The following is a 21,858-nucleotide window of genomic DNA, read 5'->3' on the forward strand; positions in this document are numbered from 1 at the left end:
CAACCATGAACACACCCCGTCGAAAACAACTTGCACTCGCAGCGTGCGCAGCCCTGCTCGGCCTGGCCGCAACCGTGAACCCGGCCATGGCGCAAAGCTGGCCCAACAAACCCGTGCGCATGATCGTGCCCTTCCCCGCAGGAGCAGCGCCTGACGTAATTGCCCGCCTGATGGCCGAGCGCCTTCGCGTCGTCTGGGGCCAGACGGTGATCGTTGACAACAAGCCGGGCGCGGGTGGCATTCCAGGCATGAGTGCGCTGGTCCGCTCGCCCAATGATGGCTACACCATTGGCTTCATACCCGCTGCAGTGTTGACGCTGACACCCGAGCTCTACAAAAACCCGCAGTTCAATGCAGATGCCGACATCATTCCCGTTGCCGCGATCGGTACCGCACCCATGGCCATCGTGGTCCCTGCGTCTTCAGACATCAAAACCCTGCCAGACCTCGCAAAAGCCGCAAAAGCCCAGCCCGGCCGCATCACCTTTGCCGCACCGCAGCTCAACTCAGTTCCGCACCTGACAGGCGAAGTGCTGGGCCAGGCCATGGGTGCGCCGCTGATGACCGTTCCCTACACCGGATCACCACAGGCCATCACGGCTTTGCTCTCCAATGAGGCCGCTGTTGGTATTGACGGTTTGTCAGTGCTCATGCCCAACGTCAGGGCCGGCAAGTTCCGCGCGCTGGCCGTGATGTCAAGAGAGCGTCTGCCCGGTTTTGAGAACATCCCTTTGGCGTCTGATACCTACAAAGGCCTTGAATCGGGGGGCTGGTTCGCCATCTACGCACCGACCGGAACACCCGCAGCCATCGTGGAACAGATCAACCGCGACGTGAACAAGATTGTTCTTGAGCCTGAAGTGGTCGCGCGTTTTGCCGAACTCGGCACTTACCCAAAGACCGGCACGCCGAAGCAGCTGGGGGACTATGTCGCGGAACAACGCGCCGCCTGGAAAAAAGTGGTCGTGGGCCTCAAGCTGCAACCGCAATAAACCCGCGCCCGGATCAGAAACCACCATGATTGAGCTTTACCATTTCTGGAGTTCGGTTTGTTCAGTCCGCGTGCGCATGGCGCTTGAAGAAAAAGGCGTGGCCTGGCAAAGCCGTTACATCGACCTGTTCAAATTCGATCAGCTGAAACCGGAATACCTGGCCATCAACCCGGCGGGCATGGTGCCGGCGCTGGTACATGACGGTGAGGTGATTTGCGAGTCGGCCGTGATCAACGAATACATCGCAGCAGCCTTCCCCGGCATTGACCTGGTTCCGCGCAATCCGCTCAAAGCGGCCCGTATGCGGGAGTTCACCAAGGCCTGCGATGACGGCTTTGATGCCATCGCCAAGCTGACCATGGTCAGGTACATCCTGCCCAAGCTCAGGAAGCGCTGGGGCGACGAGGTATTGCGTGAACAGGCCAGGCATCGACCCAACAGGTTTCTGCAGGACCTGCACTCGCGCGCCGTGCGCGGTGAAATTCATGAGGACGAACTGCAGGAAGCAAGGGCGTCCATCGAAGCCCTGCTTGACCGGCTTGAAATCACCCTGAAGCCCGGCCCCTGGATCGTAGGCGACTTCTCGCTGGCCGACATCTCGATTGCGCCCTTCATGTTCCGCCTGTCTGCGCTGGGTCAGGACGGGTTCTGGTCCGCGACGAAGCGCCCCCGTGTACATGCCTGGTATGCGGCCATTTCAAAACGGCCTGCTTTCCAGGTCGCAGTTTCGTGGCCAGACGAGAGCGGCGGTGGCTACGAAGAGGTGGGCCTGAAAACCACGCCGGTACTTGAGGCTACAGCGGCAGGCTAGCGTCAATGCGCTGCCCGGCCGGGCGCTCAGGCCGCGACGCGGCTCGCGCGCTCGGCGCCTTCCTTCAGGGCAGCCAGTTTCATCCACGTCACAACAGGGTCGATCTTGCCGTAGTTGGCAAAGGTGCCGAAACCGCAATCGGTACTGGCGACCACGCGATCAGGACCCATGAAGGCGGTGTAGCGTTCTATGCGCTGGCGTATCAGTTCAGGGTGCTCGACGTAGTTCGAGCAGCTGTCGATCAGGCCGGGTGCCAGTATCTTGTCGTCGGCGAGGCCGGCGCCCTGCCATATTTCCCACTCGTGCTCATGCCGCGGGTTTGCCGCCTCGAACAGGATGGTGGATGGCCGTGCGGCGAGGATGGGATCAATCACCTTCTCAAGGGCGATGTCGCAATGGTGCGGGCCTTCGTAGTTGCCCCAGCAGATATGCATGCGCAGTTTCTCGCGCGGAATATTGCTCGTGGCCGCGTTCAGCGCTTCGACGTTCTGCCAGGCGCGCTTGACGAACTCCTCTTCGCTGAGGTGCTGGAAGCCGGTATGCGCCGCCATGGCGAGGTCGGGGCAGTCAAGTTGCAGATCGAAACCTGCCGCCACAATCGCCTCGTATTCAGGGCGCATCGCATCGACGAGTGCGGCCAGGTAAGCCTCATGCGAGGGGTAATGTTTGTTGGGCTGAAAAGCCGTGATGAGGCCTGGCGAGGCAGCATTCATGAAGCCCCGCGCGCCGCCGCCATGGCGCTCCATCGCCGACTTGAAGCGGCGGATGTCGGCGTGGCAGGGCTCCAGAGTCCGCAGTTTCACCGGCCCTATGCAGGCGGCACGCACGAACTCCTGTGCGCCCATGATGGCGGCCAGCTTCTTGCGCAGGTCCGGCAGGTCCGCAAGGTCCTTGGCGGGCGTGCGGTCAACGTGCCCGCCAAAGCCTTCCAGCCGCTCGGTGATGTAGGTCGCGTAGCCGACCTTGCCCAGTTCGCCGTCACTCATGATGCCGACGCCTGCTTCGGCCTGCTTTTGCACCGCGTGGTCTATGGCGGTCTGCACGACCTGCTCGAAGTGCGCGTCATCCACAGCCTCGCCATGGTCGCGTTTCAGAAGCAGGCCCGCGAGCTCGTCGCCGCGTGGAAGGCTGCCCACGTGGGTGGTCAGAATGGTCATGGGATAGTCCTTTGATGGGAAGTGTCGGCGCCGGTATGGAACCCGATGCGTAGGTTTGAGTTGCACAATCTTAGCGGGAAACAGCAGGCCGGCCTCCATGAATGAGGCCCCGACCTGAACATCCGGGCATCTAATTACCGGGCAACATCAGCCAACCTTGGCCCGCCTCGCCGACACCACCTTCGCCACTCGCGGCAAGACCAGCACAGCCATCACAATGATCACCAGCACGATGGACATGGGCCGCTGGAAGAACACTGCCGGGCTGCCCTCGCCTATCGACATCGCGTTACGCAGCTGCGCTTCTGCGAGCGGGCCGAGGATCATGCCGACGACGACGGGCGCGGTCGGAAAATCAAAGCGCCGCATCACCACGCCTAGCAGGCCGATGGCGTAAAGAAGGAAGAGGTCGAACGCGCTCTGCCGCATGCCATAGGCGCCGACGGTTGCAAAAATCAGTATGCCCGCGTAGAGCTGGGGCTTGGGGATCTTCAGCAGCTTGACCCACAAACCCACCATGGGCAGGTTGAGCACCAGCAGCATGAGGTTGCCGATGTAGAGCGAGGCGATCAACGCCCAGACCAGCGATGCCGATGTGGTGAACAGTTGGGGGCCGGGCTGTATGCCGTAGTTCTGGAATGCGCCCAGCAAAATCGCCGTGGTGTTGGAGGTCGGAATGCCGAGCGTGAGCAGCGGAATCAATGCGGCCGTCACACTGGCATTGTTGGCTGCTTCAGGGCCTGCGACGCCTTCGATAGCACCAGCGGTCCCGAACTCGGCCTTGTCTTGCGGGTTCTTGATGAGCTTCCTTTCGGTCGCATAGCTGAGAAAGGTGGGTATCTCCGTGCCGCCCGCAGGAATGCAGCCGAAGGGTGCGCCTATGGCCGTGCCGCGAAGCCAGGCAGGGATGGAGCGTTTCCAGTCGCGTCTGGTCATGTAGACGCGGCTGAGCTTGTTCTGCTCCTCCTTCACGCGGCCTTCGTAGAGCGCGGCATACAGCACCTCGGCCACCGCGAACAGGCCAACAGCCACCAGCACGATCTCGATGCCATCCAGCAGTTCAGGCACACCGGCGGTGTAACGGCCCTGGCCGGAAATCTGGTCAAGCCCCACGCAACCGGCAGCCAGACCAATGAACAGCGCGGTCATGCCGCGCAGGGTGCTCTGGCCCAGCACGGCACTCACGGTGGTGAAGGCCAGCAGCATCAGCAGGAAATACTCGGGCGGGCCGAGCTTGACGGCAAAGTCCGCAACGTAGGGAGCGAACAGTGTGACGATGACCGTGGCGATGGTGCCCGCGACAAACGAACCAATGGCCGCAGTAGCCAGAGCAGCGCCTGCGCGCCCGCTCTTGGCCATCTTGTTGCCCTCCATCGCGGTGACCATGCTGGCCGTCTCCCCCGGTGTGTTGAGCAGGATGGACGTCGTCGAGCCGCCGTACATGGCGCCGTAATAAATGCCAGAAAAGAAGATCATGGAGGCCGTGACTTCGACCTTGGATGTGATGGGCAGCAACATGGCGACCGCGACAGCGGGGCCAATACCAGGCAGCACGCCGACGGCTGTGCCAAGGGCGCAGCCGACCAGGCACCAGATCAGGTTGGCTGGTGTGATGGCGGTGGCAAAGCCCGCCATAAGGGCGTTGAAAATGTCCATGCTAGATCCACCCGCTTGCAGTTAAACCAGGCAGATTGATCGCCAGGAATTTTGTGAACATCCAGTACACCGGCGCAGAAATCACCAGCCCGCTGACGATATCGGTCACCCACACGCGCACGGAGCCCGCAGGCTGGCCGCCGGCGCGGCGCAGGCCCTGCACCGCCAGCAGATAACACAGTGCGCAACTGAAGATGAAGCCTATCGTGGTGATGAGCACGGCATTGAGCAGCAAGCCTGCAGACACCCAGACAAAACCCGGCCAGTAGCCGCGCGCCGCGCCCGACGGTGCACCCAGTTCACGATAACCGCCGGTGCGCGCTTCCCGGATGATGAAAATGCCGCACACCGTCAGCCCGGCGGACACCAGCCAGGGCAGGAAGTTGGGGCCTACGCCGCCGTAACCCGCCGTGGATGAAATGCCAATGGCGCCAAACGCCAGCGCCAGACCGGTCAGCAACACGCCGACGCCGACCAGGGTTTGGGGCAGGACCGAAGTGGGCTTTTCGGGCTGGTCGGAAAACGAATGTGATGTCATCATCTTTTTGATTCGGTTATTGGCTGTCATCCCGGACTTGATCCGGGATCCATCACTGACCACTGAATACAGCGTCATGGATTGCGGGTCACGCCCGGAATGACATTCGAACGCTGACAGATCAGAGAAATCAGACCATGCCGGCCTTGACCATGGTCGCGCGCAGGCTGGCGAAGTCATCGTCGACAAACTTTGCAAACGCATCGCCGGTCAACACGGCAGGCGTCCAGTCATTTTTCTTGACGGCCTCAGCCCATGCGGATGTTTTCATGGCAGCCAGCACCATGTCGGTCAGGGCCTTGCGCTGCTCGGGCGTGATGCCGGGCGCGCCGTACACGCCGCGCCAGTTGCCAATCTCCACATCAATGCCCTGCTCCTTCAGCGTGGGTATAGCCACACCGTCAAGACGCTTGCCGGATGTGACTGCAAGCGCCTTCATCTTGCCGGCCTTGATGTATTCCCCAAACTCGCTGTAGCCGCTGCCGCCCACAGTCACGTTGCCGCCCAGGATGGCCGCCGTGGCCTCACCGCCGCCGCGGAAGGCGACGTAGTTGATCTTCGAGGGATCGACGCCGACCTTTTGCGCAATCATCGCCGCGGCGATGTGCTCGGTAGAGCCGCGCGAACCGCCGCCCCACTTCACGCTGCCGGGGTCTTTCTTGAGCTGGGCCACCACATCGGCCATGCTCTTCATGGGCGAGTTGGCCGGCAGCACGAAGACGTTGTATTCGCTGGACAGGCGCGCAATCGGTGTGGCCGACGACAGGCTGACCGGCGGCTTGCCGGTGATCAGGCCACCCAGCATGACGGCGCCCATGACCATCAGCGCATTCGGGTCACCTTTTGAACCGTTGACGAACTGGGCCAGGCCCAGCGCCCCTGCGGCACCGCCCTTGTTGTCATAGGTCACGGTATCTGCCACCTTGGCGTCGGTCAGCGCCTTGCCCAGGGCGCGGCCGGTGGTGTCCCAGCCGCCGCCGGGGTTGGCGGGAATCATCATCTTGACGTTGCTCGCCGCATGGGCGGAAAACGGGAAGGCGCCGGTAGCGGCCAGGGCTGCAAGGGTTTTGAGGAAGGTGTCGCGACGCATGAGGGTCTCCTTGTGAATCAGGTACAGCCGTCAATGATGCGCGCGCTTCCTGTCAAACGGCTGTCTGGGGGCACTAGGGAAAGTGCCTAGAGCCTGTTTATGCTCTTTATGGGGTCGCGTTGGGGTGTAATCGGGATGAGTGTGGTGTCCGGGCATGCCGCATGGGCTCATGCCCATGGAAGGGCCTGGGCGGCGCAATCGCCCGATTTCACCCCAACCCGGCGGGCAAGCACCTTCTCGGGCGGTCTGCTGCGTTGCGCTGCTTACCAATAGCCAGCTATTGGCTGCGCACCGCGCCTTGCAGCCCATCCCGACAAGGTGCTTGCGCGACCCCTTAAAGAACATAAACAGGCTCCGGTCCGACATCGCCCGCTGATACACAGTTGCCACCTTTCGCCCAGCCCTTCCCGATGAAATTACTGTTAGTAGAAGATGACTCGTCCATGCAGACGGCCCTGCAGCGCGCGCTGAGCCGGCGCGGCATTGACGTAACAGGCTGCACTGACGGCTCGGTGGCGCTGGATGCATGGACCGCGTTGCAACCCGATGTCGTCGTGCTGGACCTGAGCCTGCCCGGCATGGACGGCCTGCAGGTACTGGATGCGGCGCGCAGGCAGGGCCTGAAAACACCGGTGCTGATACTCACCGCACGCGGCACGGTAGGCGACCGCGTGATGGGCCTGAACCTGGGCGCCGACGACTACCTGCCCAAGCCTTTTGACCTGGATGAACTCGAAGCTCGTTTACGTGCGCTGGCCCGCCGCCAGTTAGAGACGGAAAGGGCCGGCCGCGCCGCCAGCGCTGCACCCGAGCCCGGCAACATGATGGTCGGCTCACTGCGTTATGAAAAAGACAGCGGCGCGATTTACCACGAAGGCCTGGTGATGGAGCTCACCCCGCGCGAGCTCGCCTTGCTTCAGGCGCTAATGGTGAAACCAGGCCATGCCGTATCAAAAGAAAAGCTCTTTGAGCTGGTCTTTCCTGGCGAGGCCGATGTGCAGTACGAGGCCGTCGAGGTCGTCGTCTACCGCCTGCGCAAGAAGCTGGCCGGCACCGGCGTCACGCTGATGACCTTGCGCGGGCTCGGCTACCTGCTGAAGGTCGAGGCGTGAGCGCAAGAGCCATCTCGCTCAGACGCTACCTTTTACTGGGCATTCTGGGCCCGGTCTGCCTGCTCGTCGTCATCAACACCATCAGCCTCTACAACCAGGCCCTCAGCGCCGTCAACACCGCCTATGACCGCACGCTGCTGGCATCGGCCAAATCGATTGGTGAGCAACTTGATGTCACGGGTTACGACGAGCAGTCGGAACTGCGCGTCACCGTGCCCTACGCGGCGCTGGAAGCATTTGAAGCCGACAACCAGAGCCGGCTGTTCTACCGCGTCTCAACCCAGGGCGGCGAGATGATCTCGGGCTTTGCGCAACTGGCTTTCTGGCGCGGCACCATACCCGCCAAACCGCCCTACTCTGCGCTGGTTGATTTTTATGACGATGTCTTCCGCGGCGAAGACGTGCGTGTGGCCGTTCTGTTACAGCCAGTGGCCAGTGCGAAGGGCCGGGGCATGGCCGTGGTGCAGGTGGCCGAGACGCTGGAGCTGCGGCACACGCTGGCACGCAAGATTCTTTTTGACACCGTCTGGCACCAGGCGCTGCTGGTGGCGGTGATTGCGCTGGTCGTGGTCATCGTGGTGCAGCGTGCCACCCGGCCGGTGCGTGACCTGAGTGCGCAGCTGCGGTCCCGGCCCGAGGGTGACCTGACGCCGATTGCCGCCACCGGCGCACCGCGCGAGCTGCTGCCGCTGGTTGATGCCACCAACGCCGTCATGGGCCGCCTGCAGTTGCTGCTGGACCACCAGAAACGCTTTGTGCGCGACACAGCCCACCAGTTGCGCACGCCGCTGGCCGTGCTCAAGGTGCAGGTGCAGTCTGCACTACACGGCGACATGGGTGCGCAGGAGGCGCTGGGTGAAATAGGGCTGACCGTTGACCGCGCCACCACGCTCGCCAACCAGATGCTGTCGCTGGCCAAGGTCGAGCAGCTGCGCCAGCAACCAGAATTACGGCCCATGGACCTCGCTCAAGCCGTACGTTCGGTTGCGCTTGACCTGTCACCGCTGCTGGCTGAAAAGGACATCGCCTTTGACATTGAAACCGTGCCGGCCACCGTGCTGGCACATGAATGGATGCTGGGCGAACTCACGCGCAACCTGCTGCATAACGCCATCAAGCACACGCCTGTTGGCGGCACGCTGGCCGTGCGTATCGCCCGCGACGCCACCTGGGCGGCGTTGATCATCAGCGACAGCGGGCCGGGCATCAGCGATGAACTGGCCGCACGCCTGTACCAGCCGTTTTCAGCCGGCAATGTGCGACAGGGTTCGGGCCTGGGCCTGGCGATCTGCCGCGAGATCACGGAGGCGCTGGGCGGCAGCCTGTCGCTGGACAACCGCATTGCGCACGGCCGCATCGCCGGGCTGGACGCCACCGCCCGCCTGCCCCTGTCTGGCAGCGAGGTGTAAAAGATGTCTGCAGCCTGCTTGAAAGTCATGTTGATGGCTCAAAATGGCAGGTAATGGATAAATTGCGCATAGACAAGTGGCTCTGGGCCGCGCGTTTTTACAAGACCCGATCGCTGGCCGTGGAACAAATCGACAAGGGCCGTGTCCGTATTAACGACCTTGAGGCCAAGCCGGCGCGTGAAGTAAAGCCCGGCGACACGGTCTCGATTCGCCAGGGGCCGTCGACCCGCACCATCGTCGTCCGTGGCATCAGCAACCAGCGCGGCGCAGCGCCTGTTGCCCAGCAGCTTTATGAAGAAACCGAAGAAAGCCTGCGCCTGCAGGCTGTAGCGGCCGAACAGCGCTGCATGGGCCAGGACCCGGCCCACACGCTGGAACACGGCCGCCCGACCAAACGCGACCGCCGCGATATCCAGAAAGTGAAAGACGGCGCCTGGGGCGACCGCTGGAGCGCCTCGGCGGACTGAAGGCTGCATCTGCTGCCGCCGATTTTGCTATCTATTTAGTAGCTGCTCACGCATATATCTATTGGCCTGGAGGCTGATTTGGCGTCTGAAAATGGCATTTTTCATGTCTTTTTTAACCAATTCAGCTTTCAAAATTTCCGCTTATTCAGCATATGCCTCGGCATATGCTGAATCATAGGCCCGTGAAGCCAGCGTTCGCGCCAGCAGTGCTGCAGGGTCGACCAGCTCCAGCCCAACCAGACCGGGCACAGAACTGAGCGCCAGCGGGATTTCCGTGCAGCCCAGGATCAGCGTATTCAGCCCGTGCCGCCGCGCCAGCGCGTCAGCCACCTGCGTGAAGCACCCGCGGGCCAGTACAAGGTCACCGCCCTTCACCCCTTCGTAAATGCCGCGCATGAGCTGCGCCTTTTCGAATGCATCGGGCACATGGCACAGCAACCCGACCCGCAACAGCGCCTCGTCATACAGGCCAGCAGCGTAAGTGCCCTCTGTCGCCAGCAGGCCCACGCGCACGCCGCGCCCGGCAAGTGTGCGCGCCACCTCGCGGGCAACGTGCAGCACCTCGATGTGCGGAAAGCGCTGCTGGAGTTCGCCATGCCAGGCATGCGCGGTGTTGCAGGCCACCGCCACAGTCTGCGCGCCCAGCGCAGCGAGCTTGCCCATGGCCTGCAGCATGGGTTCCAGCGGCTGGTGGCCGCCAAAACCCGGGTGGCCCAGTGCGGCGCTGCGGTCGGGCACGGGCACCTGCGCGAGCCAGTGCTCGGGGAAGGCCTGGTCAGACACAGGCACGCCGCTGCGCTGCATGTGCTCTGTGCAGGCGGCGACAAACAGCCGCGCAAAGTCGGCGCCTGCCGCCGGGCCCATGCCACCCAGGATGCCGACCACCCTTGTTCCGTTCATCTTGTGCCGTCCTTTCAGAAAGCGTTGCGCAGGCTCGCGCCCGCACGGGGCGCGGCGTGAGTTTTTACGCGGGGTTAGAGAAGCGTTGCGCGGCCTTGCGTCAGGCCAGCGCAGTTGGCGGGCAGGCTGCGGCGCGATGCATCACGCCACTGCTGCCTGCCTTCAGATCACATCGCCGGCTTGTCGCTCAGCGCCTTCAGGTTGTCCTTGAGCTGCTGGCTCATGGGCAGGCCGAGGTTCACGCCTTTTGGCGGGATCGGTGACTCAAACCACTTGGTGTACAGCTTCGTGAACTCGCCGGACTTCATCATGCGGGTGATGGTGCCGTCGACCAGCTTCTTGAACTCGGGGTCGTCCTTGCGGATCATGCAGCCGTAGGGCTCGACCTGCAGCGAATCGCCCACCACCTGCAGCGACGCCGGGTTCTTGGAGTTGGCCATCAGGCCGAACAGCAGAATGTCGTCCATCGCAAACGCCACGGCGCGGTCGTTTTCAACCAGCAGCAGCGAATCATCGTGGTCTTTACCCAGGATGAGCTGCATGTTCAGGTTCTTGTCGGCGCTGTATTTGCGGATTACCTGGGCGTTGGTGGTACCCGTGGTGCTGGAAACCGTCTTGCCGGCCAGGTCGGCGTAGTTCTTGATGCCCGATGTCTTTTTGGTCAGCAGGCGCGTGCCGGTGAAGAAATGGCTGATGGCGAACTGCACATCCTTGCCGCGTGCCGAGTTGTTGGTGGTCGAGCCGCACTCGATGTCATAGGTGCCGTTGACCAGCAGCGGAATGCGGTTTTGCGAAGTCACTGGCATGTAAGCCACTTCGAGGTTGGGCTTTTTGATCTTCTTGCGCACATCGTCAACGATGGCTTCGGTCAGCTCGACTGAAAAGCCGACCGCCTTGGTCGAACCGATCAGGTAGCTGAAAGGCACTGACGCTTCGCGGTAGGACACCGTGATCTTGTTGGCGTCAGCCACTTTTTTCAGCGTCTGCGCACTGGCGCCAGAGGCCACAGCGGCCAGGCCGGCGCACAGCAATACGGCATTCGTGAGTGTCGAGATCTTCATAAAAATCCTCTTGAAAAAAGTGATAGGTCAGTGGTTGGGAAAAAACTTGCACGGCCAGTGTAGAAACAAGCAAGCCACAGCGTCATTCATTTTGCTGACAAAGCCATGACTAAAACTCATGGATTACCCCGCCATAACTTCAGGTCATGGCCCACCCTGCATTCGGCATTGTTCAAAAACCGCGGCATTGCCTACAGTTTCAGCTTTACATGAAGGGGTTGTGATGCGTGTGTGTGTGCTGGGTGCAGGCATAGTCGGGCTGGCAACCGCATGGGCGCTGAACCGTGCGGGCCACGAGGTGACTGTCATTGACCGCGCACGACCCGGCAGCGGCGCCAGCGGTGGCAACGGCGCGCAGCTGAGTTATAGCTATGTGCAGCCGCTGGCGGACCCGGGCATCTGGGCGCAGCTACCCAAACTGCTGCTGTCACCGACCTCGCCGCTGAAGATCAGGCCGCAGCTTGATGTTCACCAGTGGCTGTGGGGCCTGAAGTTTCTGGCGGCCTGCAATACCCACACCTCACGCAACACCACCGCTGCCCTGCTGCAACTGGCCGCTGAAAGCCGCATGGCTTTCGACACCATGCGCCAGCAGGAAAACATTGCCTGCGACTTCAGCAGTACCGGCAAGCTGGTGCTCTACCCGGATGCCGCCTCGTTCGCAGGCGCGCGGCGGCAGATGCTGCTGCAGCGCGAACTGGGCAGCGTGCAGGAAGCCGTCACCGCCAACCGATGCGTGGAGCTCGAGCCGGCGCTAGCGCAACGTCACGCCCACATCGCCGGTGCGATTTACACCCCGGGCGAATGTGCGGCCGATTGCCAGAAAACCTGCGATGCCCTGCTCGCCGCACTGCGCGCCAAAGGCGTGAAGTTTTTGCTCGATACACCGGTCAACAAGCTGGTGCTGCGAGGCAAGCAGGTCGTAGCCATCAGTACACCCGAGGGCGAGATAGAGGCAGACCGCTACGTCATGGCGCTGGGCTCGGCCTCGGCCACCATGGCACGCAGCCTGGGCGTCTACCTGCCCATCTACCCGCTCAAGGGTTACAGCATCACGGTAGACCTGGACGGGCCGGCGCAGGCCGCGCCCACCATCAGCATCACAGACACAGCACGCAAGGTGGTGTTTGCCCGCCTGGGCTCACGGCTGCGCGTGGCCGGAATGGCCGAGCTGGCGGGTTACGACACCCGCATCGCCCACAAGCAGATCGCCTCGCTGCAGGCGTCAACGCAGCAGATGTTTCCGGGCTGCAGCGGGTTTGCAGATGTTCATCCCTGGGCGGGCCTTCGCCCGGCGACACCGACCGGCCTGCCCGTCATCGGCAAGCACCCGAAAGGACCGGACAACCTGCTGTTCAACACCGGGCATGGCGCCCTGGGTTTCACCCTGGCCTTCGGGTCGGCGCAGCGCATCACCCGGATGCTGGAGGCGACGCAGCTTCAGCCTACCCGGCCTTGGCCGCATAAGCCACGGCCTGCTGGAAGCAGCGCACAAACGCCCTGACAGCCACTGAAGCCGGTTTACCCGCGGGCATCAGCGCCTTGATGGGCACCTCGATCAGCGGCTCAAGGCCCAGCACGTCGACACGCGCGGTGTCGGCGGATGCTGCCGTGCAGCTGTCAACCAGCGCGACACCCAGGCCATGGTGCGCGAGGGCCAGCGCAGAGTGATAGGTCTGCACTGTGATGGCGAAGTTCAGGCCGACATCGGCCTCGCGGCAGGCCTGGTTCAGGCTACGGCCCACCGGGTCGTGCACGTCCAGGCCGATCACAGGTACTTTGGTCAGGTCAGCCAGCGTGACGTTGCCGCGCTTGAGCAGGCGCGCAGACAACAAGCCCTTGGGCGCAATACACACCATGCGGCCATCGGCCAGGTGCTCCTGCGCCAGCGCGGAATGGCTGACCGGGCTGAACATGAAACCGACATCGGCCTCCTGCAGCGCCAGCGCCGAGACGATCTGCGGCGAATGCAGCGCTCGCACGCTGATGGGTACATCGGGGTGCTTGACACGAAACAGCTTGATGGCGTGCGGCAGGATTTCATAACTCAGCGCCAGCACGGTGAGGATGCGCAGCTCACGCACGCCGTCACCAGACTTGAGGTTGGCCGCCAGGCGCTGCACCTCGTCAAGCTGGGCAAACAGGCGCTCGATGTGCGGGTACAGCGTCAGCGCTTCGGGCGTAGGGGTGAGGCGCCCCTTGCTGCGCTGAAAAAGCGCGAAGCCCAGTTGCAGCTCGGCATGCTGCAGGATGCGACTGACCGCCGGCTGGGTGACATTGATGAGGCGTGCCGCGCCGCTCACACTGCCGGTGAGCATGACGGCGTTGAAGACTTCTATGTGGCGAAGGCGCATGGCCTATTCTCATACAAGCCGGGCCGACAGGACAAAGCGTGTGCTAGAGCCTGTTCACGGACGACCTGCCCGAGAGCATTTCCCGCGCAATGATCATGCGCTGCATCTCAGACGAACCCTCGGTGATGAGGCGGCTACGGGCATCGCGGAATATCAGCTCCAGCGGCAACTCACGCGACAGGCCCATACCGCCGTGGATTTGCAGCGCACGGTCCGCAACCCGCATCAGCATTTCGTCGGCACACAACTTGACCTGTGATGCCTCGATATGAAAATCCATGCCCTGGTCGGCCTTCCATGCCGCATGCATCGTCATCAATCTGGCAGCATTCAGCTCAACCGCCGAATCGGCCACCATCCACTGAATGGCCTGGCGATTTGCCAGCGGTTCGCCAAAGGTCTTGCGTTCATTGGCGTAAGCCATCGCCAGTTCCAGCACACGCTCGGCCCGGCCTATGGCCTTGGGACCATGGATAAGGCGCCCCACGTCAAGAAACTCACGCGCCAGTTCCCACCCCCTGCCGGGCTCGCCCACCATTTGTGACGCAGGCACAAACACGTTGTCGAACACCACTTCCCACGGGCGGTCCGGCGACATCAACTCAAAGCTCTGGCCCAGCCGCATGCCGTCGGTGTCGCGATCTATGAGGAAACATGAAACGCCTTCAGGGGTGCGCGCAAACAGCTGCACAAAGTCGGCCTTGTCTGCGCCGGTGATGAATATCTTGGTGCCATTGATACGGTAACCATCACCCTCGCGGACTGCTGTGGTCAGCATTTGCGAAGGATCAGAACCGCCATTGGGTTCGGTCAATGCAAAGCAGGTGCGCTTGTCTCCGTTGATCACCGGATAAAGATACTTTTGCTGCTGCTCCGGCGTGCAGCGAAACAGTACCGGCCCAAGGTATGGCGTGAACACCGTGGGCGCACGAAATGACGGCACGTTGCAGCGGGCCAACTCTTCACACACCAGGCACATGCCAACATAACCAACGCCGCCTCCACCGCAAGCCTCGGGCAAATCGAAAATCCAGAAACCCAGCTCTTTGGCTTTGGCCTGCAGGCGTGCGCGCACGTCATCGGGAATGTCAGCCTCGTTGGCATAGAGCGGCTCCAGCGGCAGCAACTCCTGCTGTACAAACCGGCGTGCAGAGTCACGCAGCATGCGCAGCTCTTCAGGAATACTGAAGTCCATCAGATGACCCCTTCATCGGCCAGTTTTTTGATATCTGAAGGACTCAGGCCTGCCTGCGCCAGAACTTCCCGCGTGTGTTCGCCCAGCGCAGGCGGTGGCAAAAAGTTGCTGTGGTTGTCACCGTCATAACGCACCGGCCTGTGCGCCGCACTGACCTTGCCGTACTGCGGATGCGTCATGTCGTAAAACACATCGAGGTGTTTGACCTGCGGGTCTTCGCGCAGCTCTTCCAGCCTGCGCTCGGGTGCAAAGGGCACGTCGTTCTGTTCAAGCAGCGGCAACCAGTAGTCACGCGGCTTCGTTGCAAATACGGCCGCCAGATCGACAGCCAGTTCGTCATAACGCTGTACACGCGAGGCACGGTCCGGGTATTTCTGCGCCAGTTCTTCTTGCGAAATGGCCTTGAGCAAACCACGCCAGAACTTTTCCGGCGACGACAGGTGCAGGCCGATGCGGTTACCGTCGCCGCATGTCACGATAAAGGACTGCGATGAGGCCGCACGCGAGTAGTGCGGCACCGGTATGCCGTTGGCAAACAGCTTGCCGAGCGGCTCCGTCGCAAAGGCAATGGTGGCCTCCAGCATGCTGACCTCGACCTTGCGGCCCTTGCCGGTGTTGCCACGCTCGACCAGTGCGCCCAGGATGCCCATGGCTGCATACAGACCCGTCAGCGCATCCGACACCGCAGGCCCGGCAACACGGGCATCCGTGCCTTCATGAAACATCGACAGCCAGCCCGACAGCGCCTGGCCGACATTGTCATAGGCCGGCCTGTCTGCATAGGGGCCGGTCGCGCCGTAACCGGTGATGGCACAGTACACCAGACGGGGGTTGAGGGCATTCAACCTCTCGTAGCCAACGCCCAGTTTTTCTTGAACGCCGGGCCGTACATTGACCAGCACGACATCGGCATCGGCCACCAGTTTGTCGAGGGCGGCCGCGCCTGACGCTTTGGTGTAGTCCAGCGCCAGGCTGCGCTTGTTGCGGTTGTGCGCCTGGAAATGCGAGCTGTACAGGCCGCTGCCGAATGCGCGAAAAGGATCGCCAGTGACAGGTTTTTCAACCTTGACAACGTCAGCACCCATTTCGGCCAGAAGCATGGCCGCATAAGGCGCGGTGATAAAACTGCCGAGATCGAGAACCCGTATACCTGGAAGCACCTGTGCCATGCTAGTTTCCTGCCTGCATCATTCGGCCTTCACACCGGTGACCTTGACGATCCTGTCCAGCTTCTGCGCCTCGGTCCTGATAAAGGCGCCGAAAGCTTCAGGCGTCGAAGGCGCGCCCACGACCCCCAGGCCGCCCAGCTTGTCCTTCACGTCTGGCTGGTTGAGCGCGGCGGCGATTTCCTGATTGAGGCGCATCACGATGTTGCGCGGCGTACCGGCAGGGAGTACGGTGCCATACCAGGTCATGAAGTCAAACTCGGGCAAGCCTGCCTCGGCCACCGGGGGCGTATCGGGAAACGCCGGCTGGCGCTTGGCGCTGGACACCGCCAGCGCATGGAGTCGGCCGGCTTTGACATAGGGGCTGGCCGATGACGTACCGGTAAACATCACATCCACCTGCCCCGCCACGAGATCTGTGAGCGCCGGTGCCACGCCTTTGTACGGTATGTGCGTCATGCTGATGCCGGCCATGGACTTGAACCACTCCATGGACAGATGATGCGGCGTACCGTTGCCAATCGAGGCGTAATTGATTTTTCCGGGTTTGGCCTTTGCGGCGGCGATCAGTTCTGGCACCGTCTTCACATTCAGCGACGGGTTGGCCACCAGCACCAGTGGCACAAACACCAGCTGTGTCAGGGGCTCGAAATCCCTGAAGCTGTCGTAGGGCAGTTTTGGGAAGAAGGTCGGGTTGATCGCGTGCGAATCGGTCACCAGGCCAAAGGTATAGCCATCTGCCGGCGCCTTGGCCACCATGTCGGTACCGATGACCGTGCTGGCGCCCGGCTTGTTGTCGACCACCACAGGCTGCCCCATGCTGATCGTCATTTTCGCGGCCACCAGGCGGGCCACGATGTCAGTCCCGCCGCCAGCCGGATAAGGCACGATGAAACGTATGGGCTTTGCGGGGTAACTTTGGGCCTGCACAGCGGGTGCAAAGCCGCCAGCCAGAGCTGCTACCACAGCAGCCATGGCGGTGAGCTGCGCTTTCCTGCGCGTGATGACGATGGGTTGGGTCATGGGGCGCCTCCTGCTCAGTCCAGCTTGACGTTGACGTTCTTCACGCTCTGCGCGTAGGCCGCACGGTCTTTGGCCAGAAAGTCTGCAAATTTCTGCGGGCCCTGGTTGAGCAGCTCAAGCCCGACCCCACTGATGAATTTCTCCTGGAAGTCCGGTCGGCTGATGACCTTTGCGACATCAGCGGCGATCTTCTCGACCACCGCCCTTGGCGTGGCCGCAGGAGCGATCAGCCCAAACCAGGCGCTGGATTCAAAGTTGGGCACACCTGCCTCCGACATGGTGGGCACATCTGGCAGCAATTTGAAGCGTTGCGGCGCCGCAATGGCAAGCGCGCGCACCTTGCCACCCTTGACCATGGTGATTGACGGCGGCATGCCCGAAAACGACATGTCGATCTGGCCACTGATCAGAGCGCCCATCACATCGGCAACACCCTTGTAGGGAATGTGGTTGAGCTTCACGCCTGCTGCGCGCGCGAAGTCCTCCGCATCCAGGTGAGCCTTGCTGCCCGGGCCGTAGCTGCCGTAGGTGATCTGGCCGGGTCTTGCTTTTGCCTGCGCAATCAGGTCCGCCACCGTGCGCCCCTTGAAGGCCTCGCTGACCACCAGGACCTCCTGGGTTGCCGCAATATTGATGACGGGCGTGAAGTCTTTCACCGGGTCGTAGGGCAGCTTGTTGTAGAGGTACTGGTTGGACGACACCGTCGGATCGTTGGCGAGCAGCAGCGTGTAACCATCGGGTGCGGCGCGGGCCGTAAACTCCGCAGCGATGATGGTGTTGGCACCAGGCCTGTTTTCGACCACCACAGGTTGAGGCCAGGTTTTCGAGAGCTCGTTGGCCAGCCCGCGCGCCAGCACATCGGCCAGACCACCTGCCGTGAAGGGCACGACGATGCGCACCGGCTTGTCGGGGAAGGTTTGCGCAAAAGCGCTGCCGTTGATCAGGCCGGCGGTTGCAAGCAACATCGCTGCGAGAGTCTTGAGTTTCAGTTTCATGGTTTTGTCTCCTGTTTATAAAAATTGGTGAACGCGTTCGCAGAGCGTCAGCCCACCTGCCGGTCACTGCCGGCCCAGAACGGCTCCCTGAGCGCGCGCTTGTCTATCTTGTTGGTGCTGACCACGCGCGGCATGACCTCAATCACTTTCACGAATTTGGGTTTCTTGTAGCTGGCGAGCGACTTCTTGCAGTGTTCGACAGCCTCTTCTTCCGTGACATTCATGCCGCTTTTGAGCACCACGAAGGCCATCACGGACTCACCCCATTTGGGATCGGGCACGCCGATCACCGCCGCTTCTGCAATCGCCGGATGCTGCAGCAGCACTTCCTCGACCTCACGTGAATATATGTTTTCACCGCCGGAGACGACCATGTCTTTTTTGCGGTCCACGATGAAGAGAAACCCTTCGTCATCAAAGTAGCCCATATCGCCGGTGCGAAGAAAGCCGTCAGCAGGCAGGGCTTCACGCGTCTGTTCGGGCCGGTTCCAGTAACCCTGCATCAGCGCCTTGGAGCGCATGAGCAGGTCGCCGGTCTCACCCACCGCGCAGGGCTTACCGTCCTTGCCGACGATCTTCATGTCGGTGCCAAGATACGGCTGGCCTGCAGAAGCCAGGCGCTTGACCTGTGCGGGCGTGCCATCGGGGATGTGCTGGTGCTTGAGCAGCACGCTGCCCAGGCCCAGTTCAGACATGCCGTAAATCTGCATGAACACCGGGCCGAAGGCAGCCCGTGCGCGTTTCGACAGCGTCACCGACATGGGTGCAGAGGCATAGACGATGGTGTGCAGCCTGGACAGGTCGTGTGGCGTTTTCTCCTGTACCTCCAGGACCATCTGGATCATGGTGGGCGCCAGGTGCGCGGCAGTCACGCCGCTGTCCTGCATGCTCTGCAAAATCGCGTGCGCCTCGAAGGTGCGGTGCAGCACGATGGTCGAGCCAGTGACCAGATAGGTCAGCAGCTCGGTCGGCCCGCCTATGTGATAGAAGGGCATGACGATGAGCATGCGGTCGGTCTGGGCAGCGCAATGCGAGATGGCCTGCGCCCTCGCCTGCTCCAGCTGCCCTTCGTTACCCAGCATCACGCCCTTGGGCTTGCCCGTGGTTCCACTGGTGTAGATGAGGAACAGCGTGTCATCGGCCTCGGCACGTATCGACGGCTCACCCTCATGGCTGCCCGCCATCACATCCTCATACGACAGGGCCCAGCTGCTGGCGGCGCCGAAACAGATATACCGCGTCGCGGGCGGCAGCATGGCGCGCAACTCATCCACCCTCGCCGCATATTCGGGCTCATACAGCAACACTTCGGGTGCGGCATCCATCAGGATGTCGGCCTGCTCGGGCGCGGACAACCTGTAGTTGACCCCAACGCCGATAAAGCCGCCCAGCGCAGCAGCGCCATAGACCTCCAGGTATTCGGGGCAATTGCGCGACAGCACGGCAATACGGTCCTGCCTTTTGCAGCCCATGGCGGTCAGTGCATTGATGAGGCGGCGGACGCGCCCGGCAAACCCGCCGTGCGTGATGGTACGGCCCTCAAACAGCAGTGCGGGGTGTGCGCCAAAACAGCGCTCGTTGCGTTCAATGACTTCGCCAAGGATCATGACGCAACTCCCGCAGCCGCCATCATGGTGGCAATGCCCTCCTGTACCGTCACATCCTCGTGGTTGACGAGTCTGATGCGACGCTCAATCACACCACGCTTGCCGTCGGAGGTCAGGCGTTTGCCGTGAATCTCGACCTCGACATGCACGGTATCGCCAGGCACCACAGGGGCCAGGAATTTCCATTCCCTGAAACCGAGCGCGCCAATGACGGCGGGGCCGAGATCAGGAAAGTGCGAAGCCATGGCAATGGCCACATGCAGGCAGTAGGTACCCTGAAAAATACGCGCACCCCCGACCGATGATTTGGCATACTGCGCGTCGGCATGAATCGGGTGCCAGTCGCCGCTGGTCATGCAGGCCAGCGTCAACTCCGCCTCTGTTAGCGTACGCCCGGTGCTGCGCCAGCTGTCGCCGACCTTGATCTCTTCAAAAGAAACGCTCACGTCAGATCCTTTGCGCATTCAGGGATGCGGACAAAAAGGCAAGCGCCTTCTGGTGTGCGTCCGCCACCGTGTCCGCTTCACCACGTGTATAGAAGCCGTGATCGGCTTGCGGGTAGACCACCACTTCCGCCTTGCCCCTGACAGCGGACGCAATATCCCTGCGTGCCCCTTCAGTCACATACTTGTCGATACCGCCGAAGAACATCAGCGTCGGGCTTGTGATGCCTTTGGCTTCGTCCAGATGTTTCTCAATGCCAACGCCGTAAAAGGCAATGGCGGCATCCAGCTTCATGCGCGCGGCGGCAAGATAGGTCAGTTTGCCGCCCAGGCACATGCCTGTAACGGCAACACGTCCCCTGAAACCAGGCAATGCCTTGATGTGCGCCAGCGTGGCCTGGATGTCCTGCATCGCGCTGTCGTCACTGAAGTTGCCCAGGATGGAAAAGGCCCGCGCCATGTCTTCTTTCGAATGCGACAGCGACAGGCCCGGCTCTACGCGCCAGAACAGGTCTGGCGCAACAGCCAGATACCCTGCTTCAGCAAAACGGTCTGACACCTTGCGCACTGGTGGGGTCACACCGAAAATCTCCTGCAGGACGATGACGGCATGGCCGTTTGGGTTTTCGGGGACGCTTACATAAGCGTCGAAATGCTGGCCGCTTGCAGCGCTGCCCGCACGGATGGAGTCTGTTCTTGAAGTCATGTCCTGTACTTTCTAAAACTCGTAGCGGCCCGAGAGGATTTCTCTGGCGATGGAACTGCGGTGAATCTCCACCGTGCCGTAACCGATGGACATGCCGCGCACATCGCGGAAGTAGCGTTCATACGGATACTCTTCCGACAGGCCGTAAGCGCCCGCCAATTGCATGGCTTCATTGGTGACGCGCACCGACATCTGGTTGACGTAGGCCTTGGTGATCGAGGTGTCGACAATGCTGGGCTTGCCTTCATCCACACGGGCGGCAGCGCGGTACAGCAAGGCACGTGCGGCCTCAATGTCGATGGCCATGTCGGCCAGCTTCCACTGCAGGCCCTGGTTGTCGGCAAGGGGCTTGCCGAACTGGTGCCGGTCTTTGAGGTGCTGCACCACGTTTTCAAACGCAGCCTGTGCAATGCCGAGGCAAACTGGCGGGTTGCCGCTGATACGGTCAGCATCCAGCACAGCCAGCAGTTCGCGCATGCGGCCTGCTGGCAGCAACAGATTCGCCTTGGGTACGCGACAGTTTTCAAATACCAGCTCGGCCATACCCGTGCCGCGCAGGCCGAGCAGGTCCAGGTGTTTGCCGACGGTAAAGCCTGGCGTATCGCGCTCCACCAGCATGGCGCCCACGCCTTTCATTCCGGGAGACGAATCCAGCCGCACCAGCACCAGGAACAACTCCGACACCTGTGCTGCCGTGCACCAGAGCTTGCTGCCGTTGATCAGATAGTCGTCGCCATCAAGCACCGCCCTGGTCTGCACATTGCCAACGTCGGAGCCCGCGTTGGGCTCGGACATGCTCCAGGCTGTGAGCAGTTCACCACTTACCAGCCGCGGCAGATAGCGCTGTTTCTGCTCTTCGGTGCCCACGCCCAGCAGCGCGCGCGGCGTGGCCCCGTCGGTGCATGAAAACAGCATGGCGGTGTTGGCGCAGTAACGGGCTATTTGTTCTACGACCAGTACGTTTTCCATCAGGCCCAGGCCGGCACCACCATAGTCTTCTGGCATGAACATGCCCGTAAAGCCATGCCCGGCCAGCACCTTCAGGTTATCAACCGGCGGCTTACATTGCCGGTCGGCCGCAGCGGCTCCGGGATAAAAATGCTCTTTCGCGAGACCCTTGACGGTGTCGCGTATGAGGCGCTGCTCTTCGGTCAGGCCGAAATCCTTCATTGATCA

The 21,858-nt window shown here is 61.9% G+C and carries 21 protein-coding genes; 6 read left to right on the forward strand and 15 right to left on the reverse strand.

The annotated features are described in order from the left end of the window. Positions 1-5 precede the first annotated feature (5 nt). Together HYX42_RS22180 and HYX42_RS22185 are read left to right on the forward strand one after the other, a co-directional pair. Positions 6-992: a tripartite tricarboxylate transporter substrate binding protein gene (locus HYX42_RS22180; protein WP_293407337.1), complete on the forward strand. Its 987-nt coding sequence runs from the start codon at positions 6-8 to the stop codon at positions 990-992. A 25-nt stretch (positions 993-1,017) separates the two neighbouring features. Then, entirely contained in the window at positions 1,018-1,803 is a 786-nt protein-coding gene (locus HYX42_RS22185; RefSeq protein ID WP_293407339.1) for a glutathione S-transferase family protein, read from the forward strand. 26 nt (positions 1,804-1,829) lie between these two features. Here the strand turns inward: HYX42_RS22185 and HYX42_RS22190 are convergent, their stop codons facing one another. The 4 genes from HYX42_RS22190 to HYX42_RS22205 all read right to left on the reverse strand — a co-directional run bounded on the left by HYX42_RS22190 (position 1,830) and on the right by HYX42_RS22205 (position 6,244). Continuing rightward, a complete protein-coding gene (locus tag HYX42_RS22190; protein ID WP_293407341.1) occupies positions 1,830-2,960 on the reverse strand; it encodes a cobalamin-independent methionine synthase II family protein in 1,131 nt (376 codons plus the stop codon). A 147-nt stretch (positions 2,961-3,107) separates the two neighbouring features. Next, on the reverse strand, positions 3,108-4,616 hold the full coding sequence (locus HYX42_RS22195) for a tripartite tricarboxylate transporter permease (protein ID WP_293407343.1): 1,509 nt from the start codon (positions 4,614-4,616) through the stop codon (positions 3,108-3,110). A gap of 1 nt (position 4,617) precedes the next feature. Next, positions 4,618-5,157: a tripartite tricarboxylate transporter TctB family protein gene (locus HYX42_RS22200; RefSeq protein ID WP_293407345.1), complete on the reverse strand. Its 540-nt coding sequence runs from the start codon at positions 5,155-5,157 to the stop codon at positions 4,618-4,620. A 127-nt stretch (positions 5,158-5,284) separates the two neighbouring features. Continuing rightward, the gene (locus HYX42_RS22205; RefSeq protein ID WP_293407347.1) at positions 5,285-6,244 is read right to left on the reverse strand and encodes a tripartite tricarboxylate transporter substrate-binding protein; all 960 of its coding nucleotides are present in this window, start codon (positions 6,242-6,244) and stop codon (positions 5,285-5,287) included. A gap of 410 nt (positions 6,245-6,654) precedes the next feature. Between HYX42_RS22205 and HYX42_RS22210 the strand changes: the two genes are divergently transcribed. From HYX42_RS22210 to HYX42_RS22220, 3 genes are read left to right on the forward strand one after another with little or no spacing between them, the layout of a single operon-like run. Then, positions 6,655-7,356 carry a response regulator transcription factor gene (locus HYX42_RS22210; RefSeq protein ID WP_293407349.1) on the forward strand — a complete coding sequence of 234 codons (702 nt, stop codon included), beginning with the start codon at positions 6,655-6,657 and terminating at the stop codon, positions 7,354-7,356. Beyond that, entirely contained in the window at positions 7,353-8,765 is a 1,413-nt protein-coding gene (locus HYX42_RS22215; RefSeq protein ID WP_293407352.1) for a sensor histidine kinase, read from the forward strand. Before HYX42_RS22210 ends, HYX42_RS22215 begins: the two co-directional genes overlap by 4 nt. A gap of 53 nt (positions 8,766-8,818) precedes the next feature. Next, the gene (locus HYX42_RS22220) at positions 8,819-9,232 is read left to right on the forward strand and encodes a S4 domain-containing protein (RefSeq protein WP_293407354.1); all 414 of its coding nucleotides are present in this window, start codon (positions 8,819-8,821) and stop codon (positions 9,230-9,232) included. Positions 9,233-9,373: 141 nt separating this feature from the next. Here the strand turns inward: HYX42_RS22220 and HYX42_RS22225 are convergent, their stop codons facing one another. Next, positions 9,374-10,132 (reverse strand): amino acid racemase, encoded by a 759-nt coding sequence (locus tag HYX42_RS22225; protein WP_293407355.1) that lies wholly within the window; start codon positions 10,130-10,132, stop codon positions 9,374-9,376. Positions 10,133-10,299: 167 nt separating this feature from the next. Then, on the reverse strand, positions 10,300-11,193 hold the full coding sequence (locus HYX42_RS22230; RefSeq protein WP_293407356.1) for a transporter substrate-binding domain-containing protein: 894 nt from the start codon (positions 11,191-11,193) through the stop codon (positions 10,300-10,302). A gap of 223 nt (positions 11,194-11,416) precedes the next feature. On the opposite strand from HYX42_RS22230, the gene HYX42_RS22235 reads away from it, so the two are divergent. Next, on the forward strand, positions 11,417-12,697 hold the full coding sequence (locus HYX42_RS22235; RefSeq protein ID WP_293407746.1) for a D-amino acid dehydrogenase: 1,281 nt from the start codon (positions 11,417-11,419) through the stop codon (positions 12,695-12,697). On the opposite strand, the gene HYX42_RS22240 is transcribed toward HYX42_RS22235, so the two are convergent. The 9 genes from HYX42_RS22240 to HYX42_RS22280 are packed head-to-tail and all read right to left on the reverse strand — an operon-like array spanning position 12,639 to position 21,852. After that, positions 12,639-13,547, reverse strand: coding sequence for a LysR family transcriptional regulator (locus HYX42_RS22240; RefSeq protein WP_293407358.1), 909 nt, complete (start codon positions 13,545-13,547; stop codon positions 12,639-12,641). The two genes, HYX42_RS22235 and HYX42_RS22240, sit on opposite strands and share 59 nt — an antisense overlap. A gap of 43 nt (positions 13,548-13,590) precedes the next feature. Next, on the reverse strand, positions 13,591-14,742 hold the full coding sequence (locus tag HYX42_RS22245) for an acyl-CoA dehydrogenase family protein (RefSeq protein ID WP_293407360.1): 1,152 nt from the start codon (positions 14,740-14,742) through the stop codon (positions 13,591-13,593). Beyond that, a complete protein-coding gene (locus HYX42_RS22250; protein ID WP_293407362.1) occupies positions 14,742-15,911 on the reverse strand; it encodes a CoA transferase in 1,170 nt (389 codons plus the stop codon). Before HYX42_RS22250 ends, HYX42_RS22245 begins: the two co-directional genes overlap by 1 nt. 18 nt (positions 15,912-15,929) lie before the next feature. Beyond that, on the reverse strand, positions 15,930-16,931 hold the full coding sequence (locus HYX42_RS22255; RefSeq protein WP_293407364.1) for a tripartite tricarboxylate transporter substrate binding protein: 1,002 nt from the start codon (positions 16,929-16,931) through the stop codon (positions 15,930-15,932). Positions 16,932-16,945: 14 nt separating this feature from the next. Continuing rightward, positions 16,946-17,926 (reverse strand): tripartite tricarboxylate transporter substrate binding protein, encoded by a 981-nt coding sequence (locus HYX42_RS22260; protein WP_293407366.1) that lies wholly within the window; start codon positions 17,924-17,926, stop codon positions 16,946-16,948. Between the two features lie 47 nt (positions 17,927-17,973). Continuing rightward, positions 17,974-19,533, reverse strand: a complete 1,560-nt coding sequence (locus HYX42_RS22265) for an AMP-binding protein (protein ID WP_293407369.1) — start codon at positions 19,531-19,533, stop codon at positions 17,974-17,976. Beyond that, entirely contained in the window at positions 19,530-19,979 is a 450-nt protein-coding gene (locus HYX42_RS22270) for a MaoC/PaaZ C-terminal domain-containing protein (RefSeq protein ID WP_293407371.1), read from the reverse strand. Before HYX42_RS22270 ends, HYX42_RS22265 begins: the two co-directional genes overlap by 4 nt. A gap of 1 nt (position 19,980) precedes the next feature. Next, a complete protein-coding gene (locus HYX42_RS22275) occupies positions 19,981-20,682 on the reverse strand; it encodes a dienelactone hydrolase family protein (RefSeq protein WP_293407373.1) in 702 nt (233 codons plus the stop codon). A 12-nt stretch (positions 20,683-20,694) separates the two neighbouring features. Next, the gene (locus HYX42_RS22280; RefSeq protein ID WP_293407376.1) at positions 20,695-21,852 is read right to left on the reverse strand and encodes an acyl-CoA dehydrogenase family protein; all 1,158 of its coding nucleotides are present in this window, start codon (positions 21,850-21,852) and stop codon (positions 20,695-20,697) included. Positions 21,853-21,858: the final 6 nt, after the last annotated feature.

The sequence above is a fragment of the Polaromonas sp. genome (assembly GCF_016185115.1).
In the GTDB taxonomy this organism is placed as follows: domain Bacteria; phylum Pseudomonadota; class Gammaproteobacteria; order Burkholderiales; family Burkholderiaceae_C; genus Polaromonas.

Excerpts from the sequence above, each read along its gene's own strand:
- HYX42_RS22200 (WP_293407345.1), bottom strand. The coding sequence starts at position 5,157 with ATGATGACATCACATTCGTTTTCCGACCAGCCCGAAAAGCCCACTTCG.
- HYX42_RS22205 (WP_293407347.1), bottom strand. The coding sequence starts at position 6,244 with ATGCGTCGCGACACCTTCCTCAAAACCCTTGCAGCCCTGGCCGCTACC.
- HYX42_RS22245 (WP_293407360.1), bottom strand. The coding sequence starts at position 14,742 with ATGGACTTCAGTATTCCTGAAGAGCTGCGCATGCTGCGTGACTCTGCA.
- HYX42_RS22220 (WP_293407354.1), top strand. The coding sequence starts at position 8,819 with ATGGATAAATTGCGCATAGACAAGTGGCTCTGGGCCGCGCGTTTTTAC.
- HYX42_RS22250 (WP_293407362.1), bottom strand. The coding sequence starts at position 15,911 with ATGGCACAGGTGCTTCCAGGTATACGGGTTCTCGATCTCGGCAGTTTT.
- HYX42_RS22240 (WP_293407358.1), bottom strand. The coding sequence starts at position 13,547 with ATGCGCCTTCGCCACATAGAAGTCTTCAACGCCGTCATGCTCACCGGC.
- HYX42_RS22265 (WP_293407369.1), bottom strand. The coding sequence starts at position 19,533 with ATGATCCTTGGCGAAGTCATTGAACGCAACGAGCGCTGTTTTGGCGCA.
- HYX42_RS22230 (WP_293407356.1), bottom strand. The coding sequence starts at position 11,193 with ATGAAGATCTCGACACTCACGAATGCCGTATTGCTGTGCGCCGGCCTG.
- HYX42_RS22255 (WP_293407364.1), bottom strand. The coding sequence starts at position 16,931 with ATGACCCAACCCATCGTCATCACGCGCAGGAAAGCGCAGCTCACCGCC.
- HYX42_RS22180 (WP_293407337.1), top strand. The coding sequence starts at position 6 with ATGAACACACCCCGTCGAAAACAACTTGCACTCGCAGCGTGCGCAGCC.
- HYX42_RS22235 (WP_293407746.1), top strand. The coding sequence starts at position 11,417 with ATGCGTGTGTGTGTGCTGGGTGCAGGCATAGTCGGGCTGGCAACCGCA.
- HYX42_RS22185 (WP_293407339.1), top strand. The coding sequence starts at position 1,018 with ATGATTGAGCTTTACCATTTCTGGAGTTCGGTTTGTTCAGTCCGCGTG.
- HYX42_RS22190 (WP_293407341.1), bottom strand. The coding sequence starts at position 2,960 with ATGACCATTCTGACCACCCACGTGGGCAGCCTTCCACGCGGCGACGAG.
- HYX42_RS22225 (WP_293407355.1), bottom strand. The coding sequence starts at position 10,132 with ATGAACGGAACAAGGGTGGTCGGCATCCTGGGTGGCATGGGCCCGGCG.
- HYX42_RS22280 (WP_293407376.1), bottom strand. The coding sequence starts at position 21,852 with ATGAAGGATTTCGGCCTGACCGAAGAGCAGCGCCTCATACGCGACACC.
- HYX42_RS22275 (WP_293407373.1), bottom strand. The coding sequence starts at position 20,682 with ATGACTTCAAGAACAGACTCCATCCGTGCGGGCAGCGCTGCAAGCGGC.
- HYX42_RS22260 (WP_293407366.1), bottom strand. The coding sequence starts at position 17,926 with ATGAAACTGAAACTCAAGACTCTCGCAGCGATGTTGCTTGCAACCGCC.
- HYX42_RS22210 (WP_293407349.1), top strand. The coding sequence starts at position 6,655 with ATGAAATTACTGTTAGTAGAAGATGACTCGTCCATGCAGACGGCCCTG.
- HYX42_RS22195 (WP_293407343.1), bottom strand. The coding sequence starts at position 4,616 with ATGGACATTTTCAACGCCCTTATGGCGGGCTTTGCCACCGCCATCACA.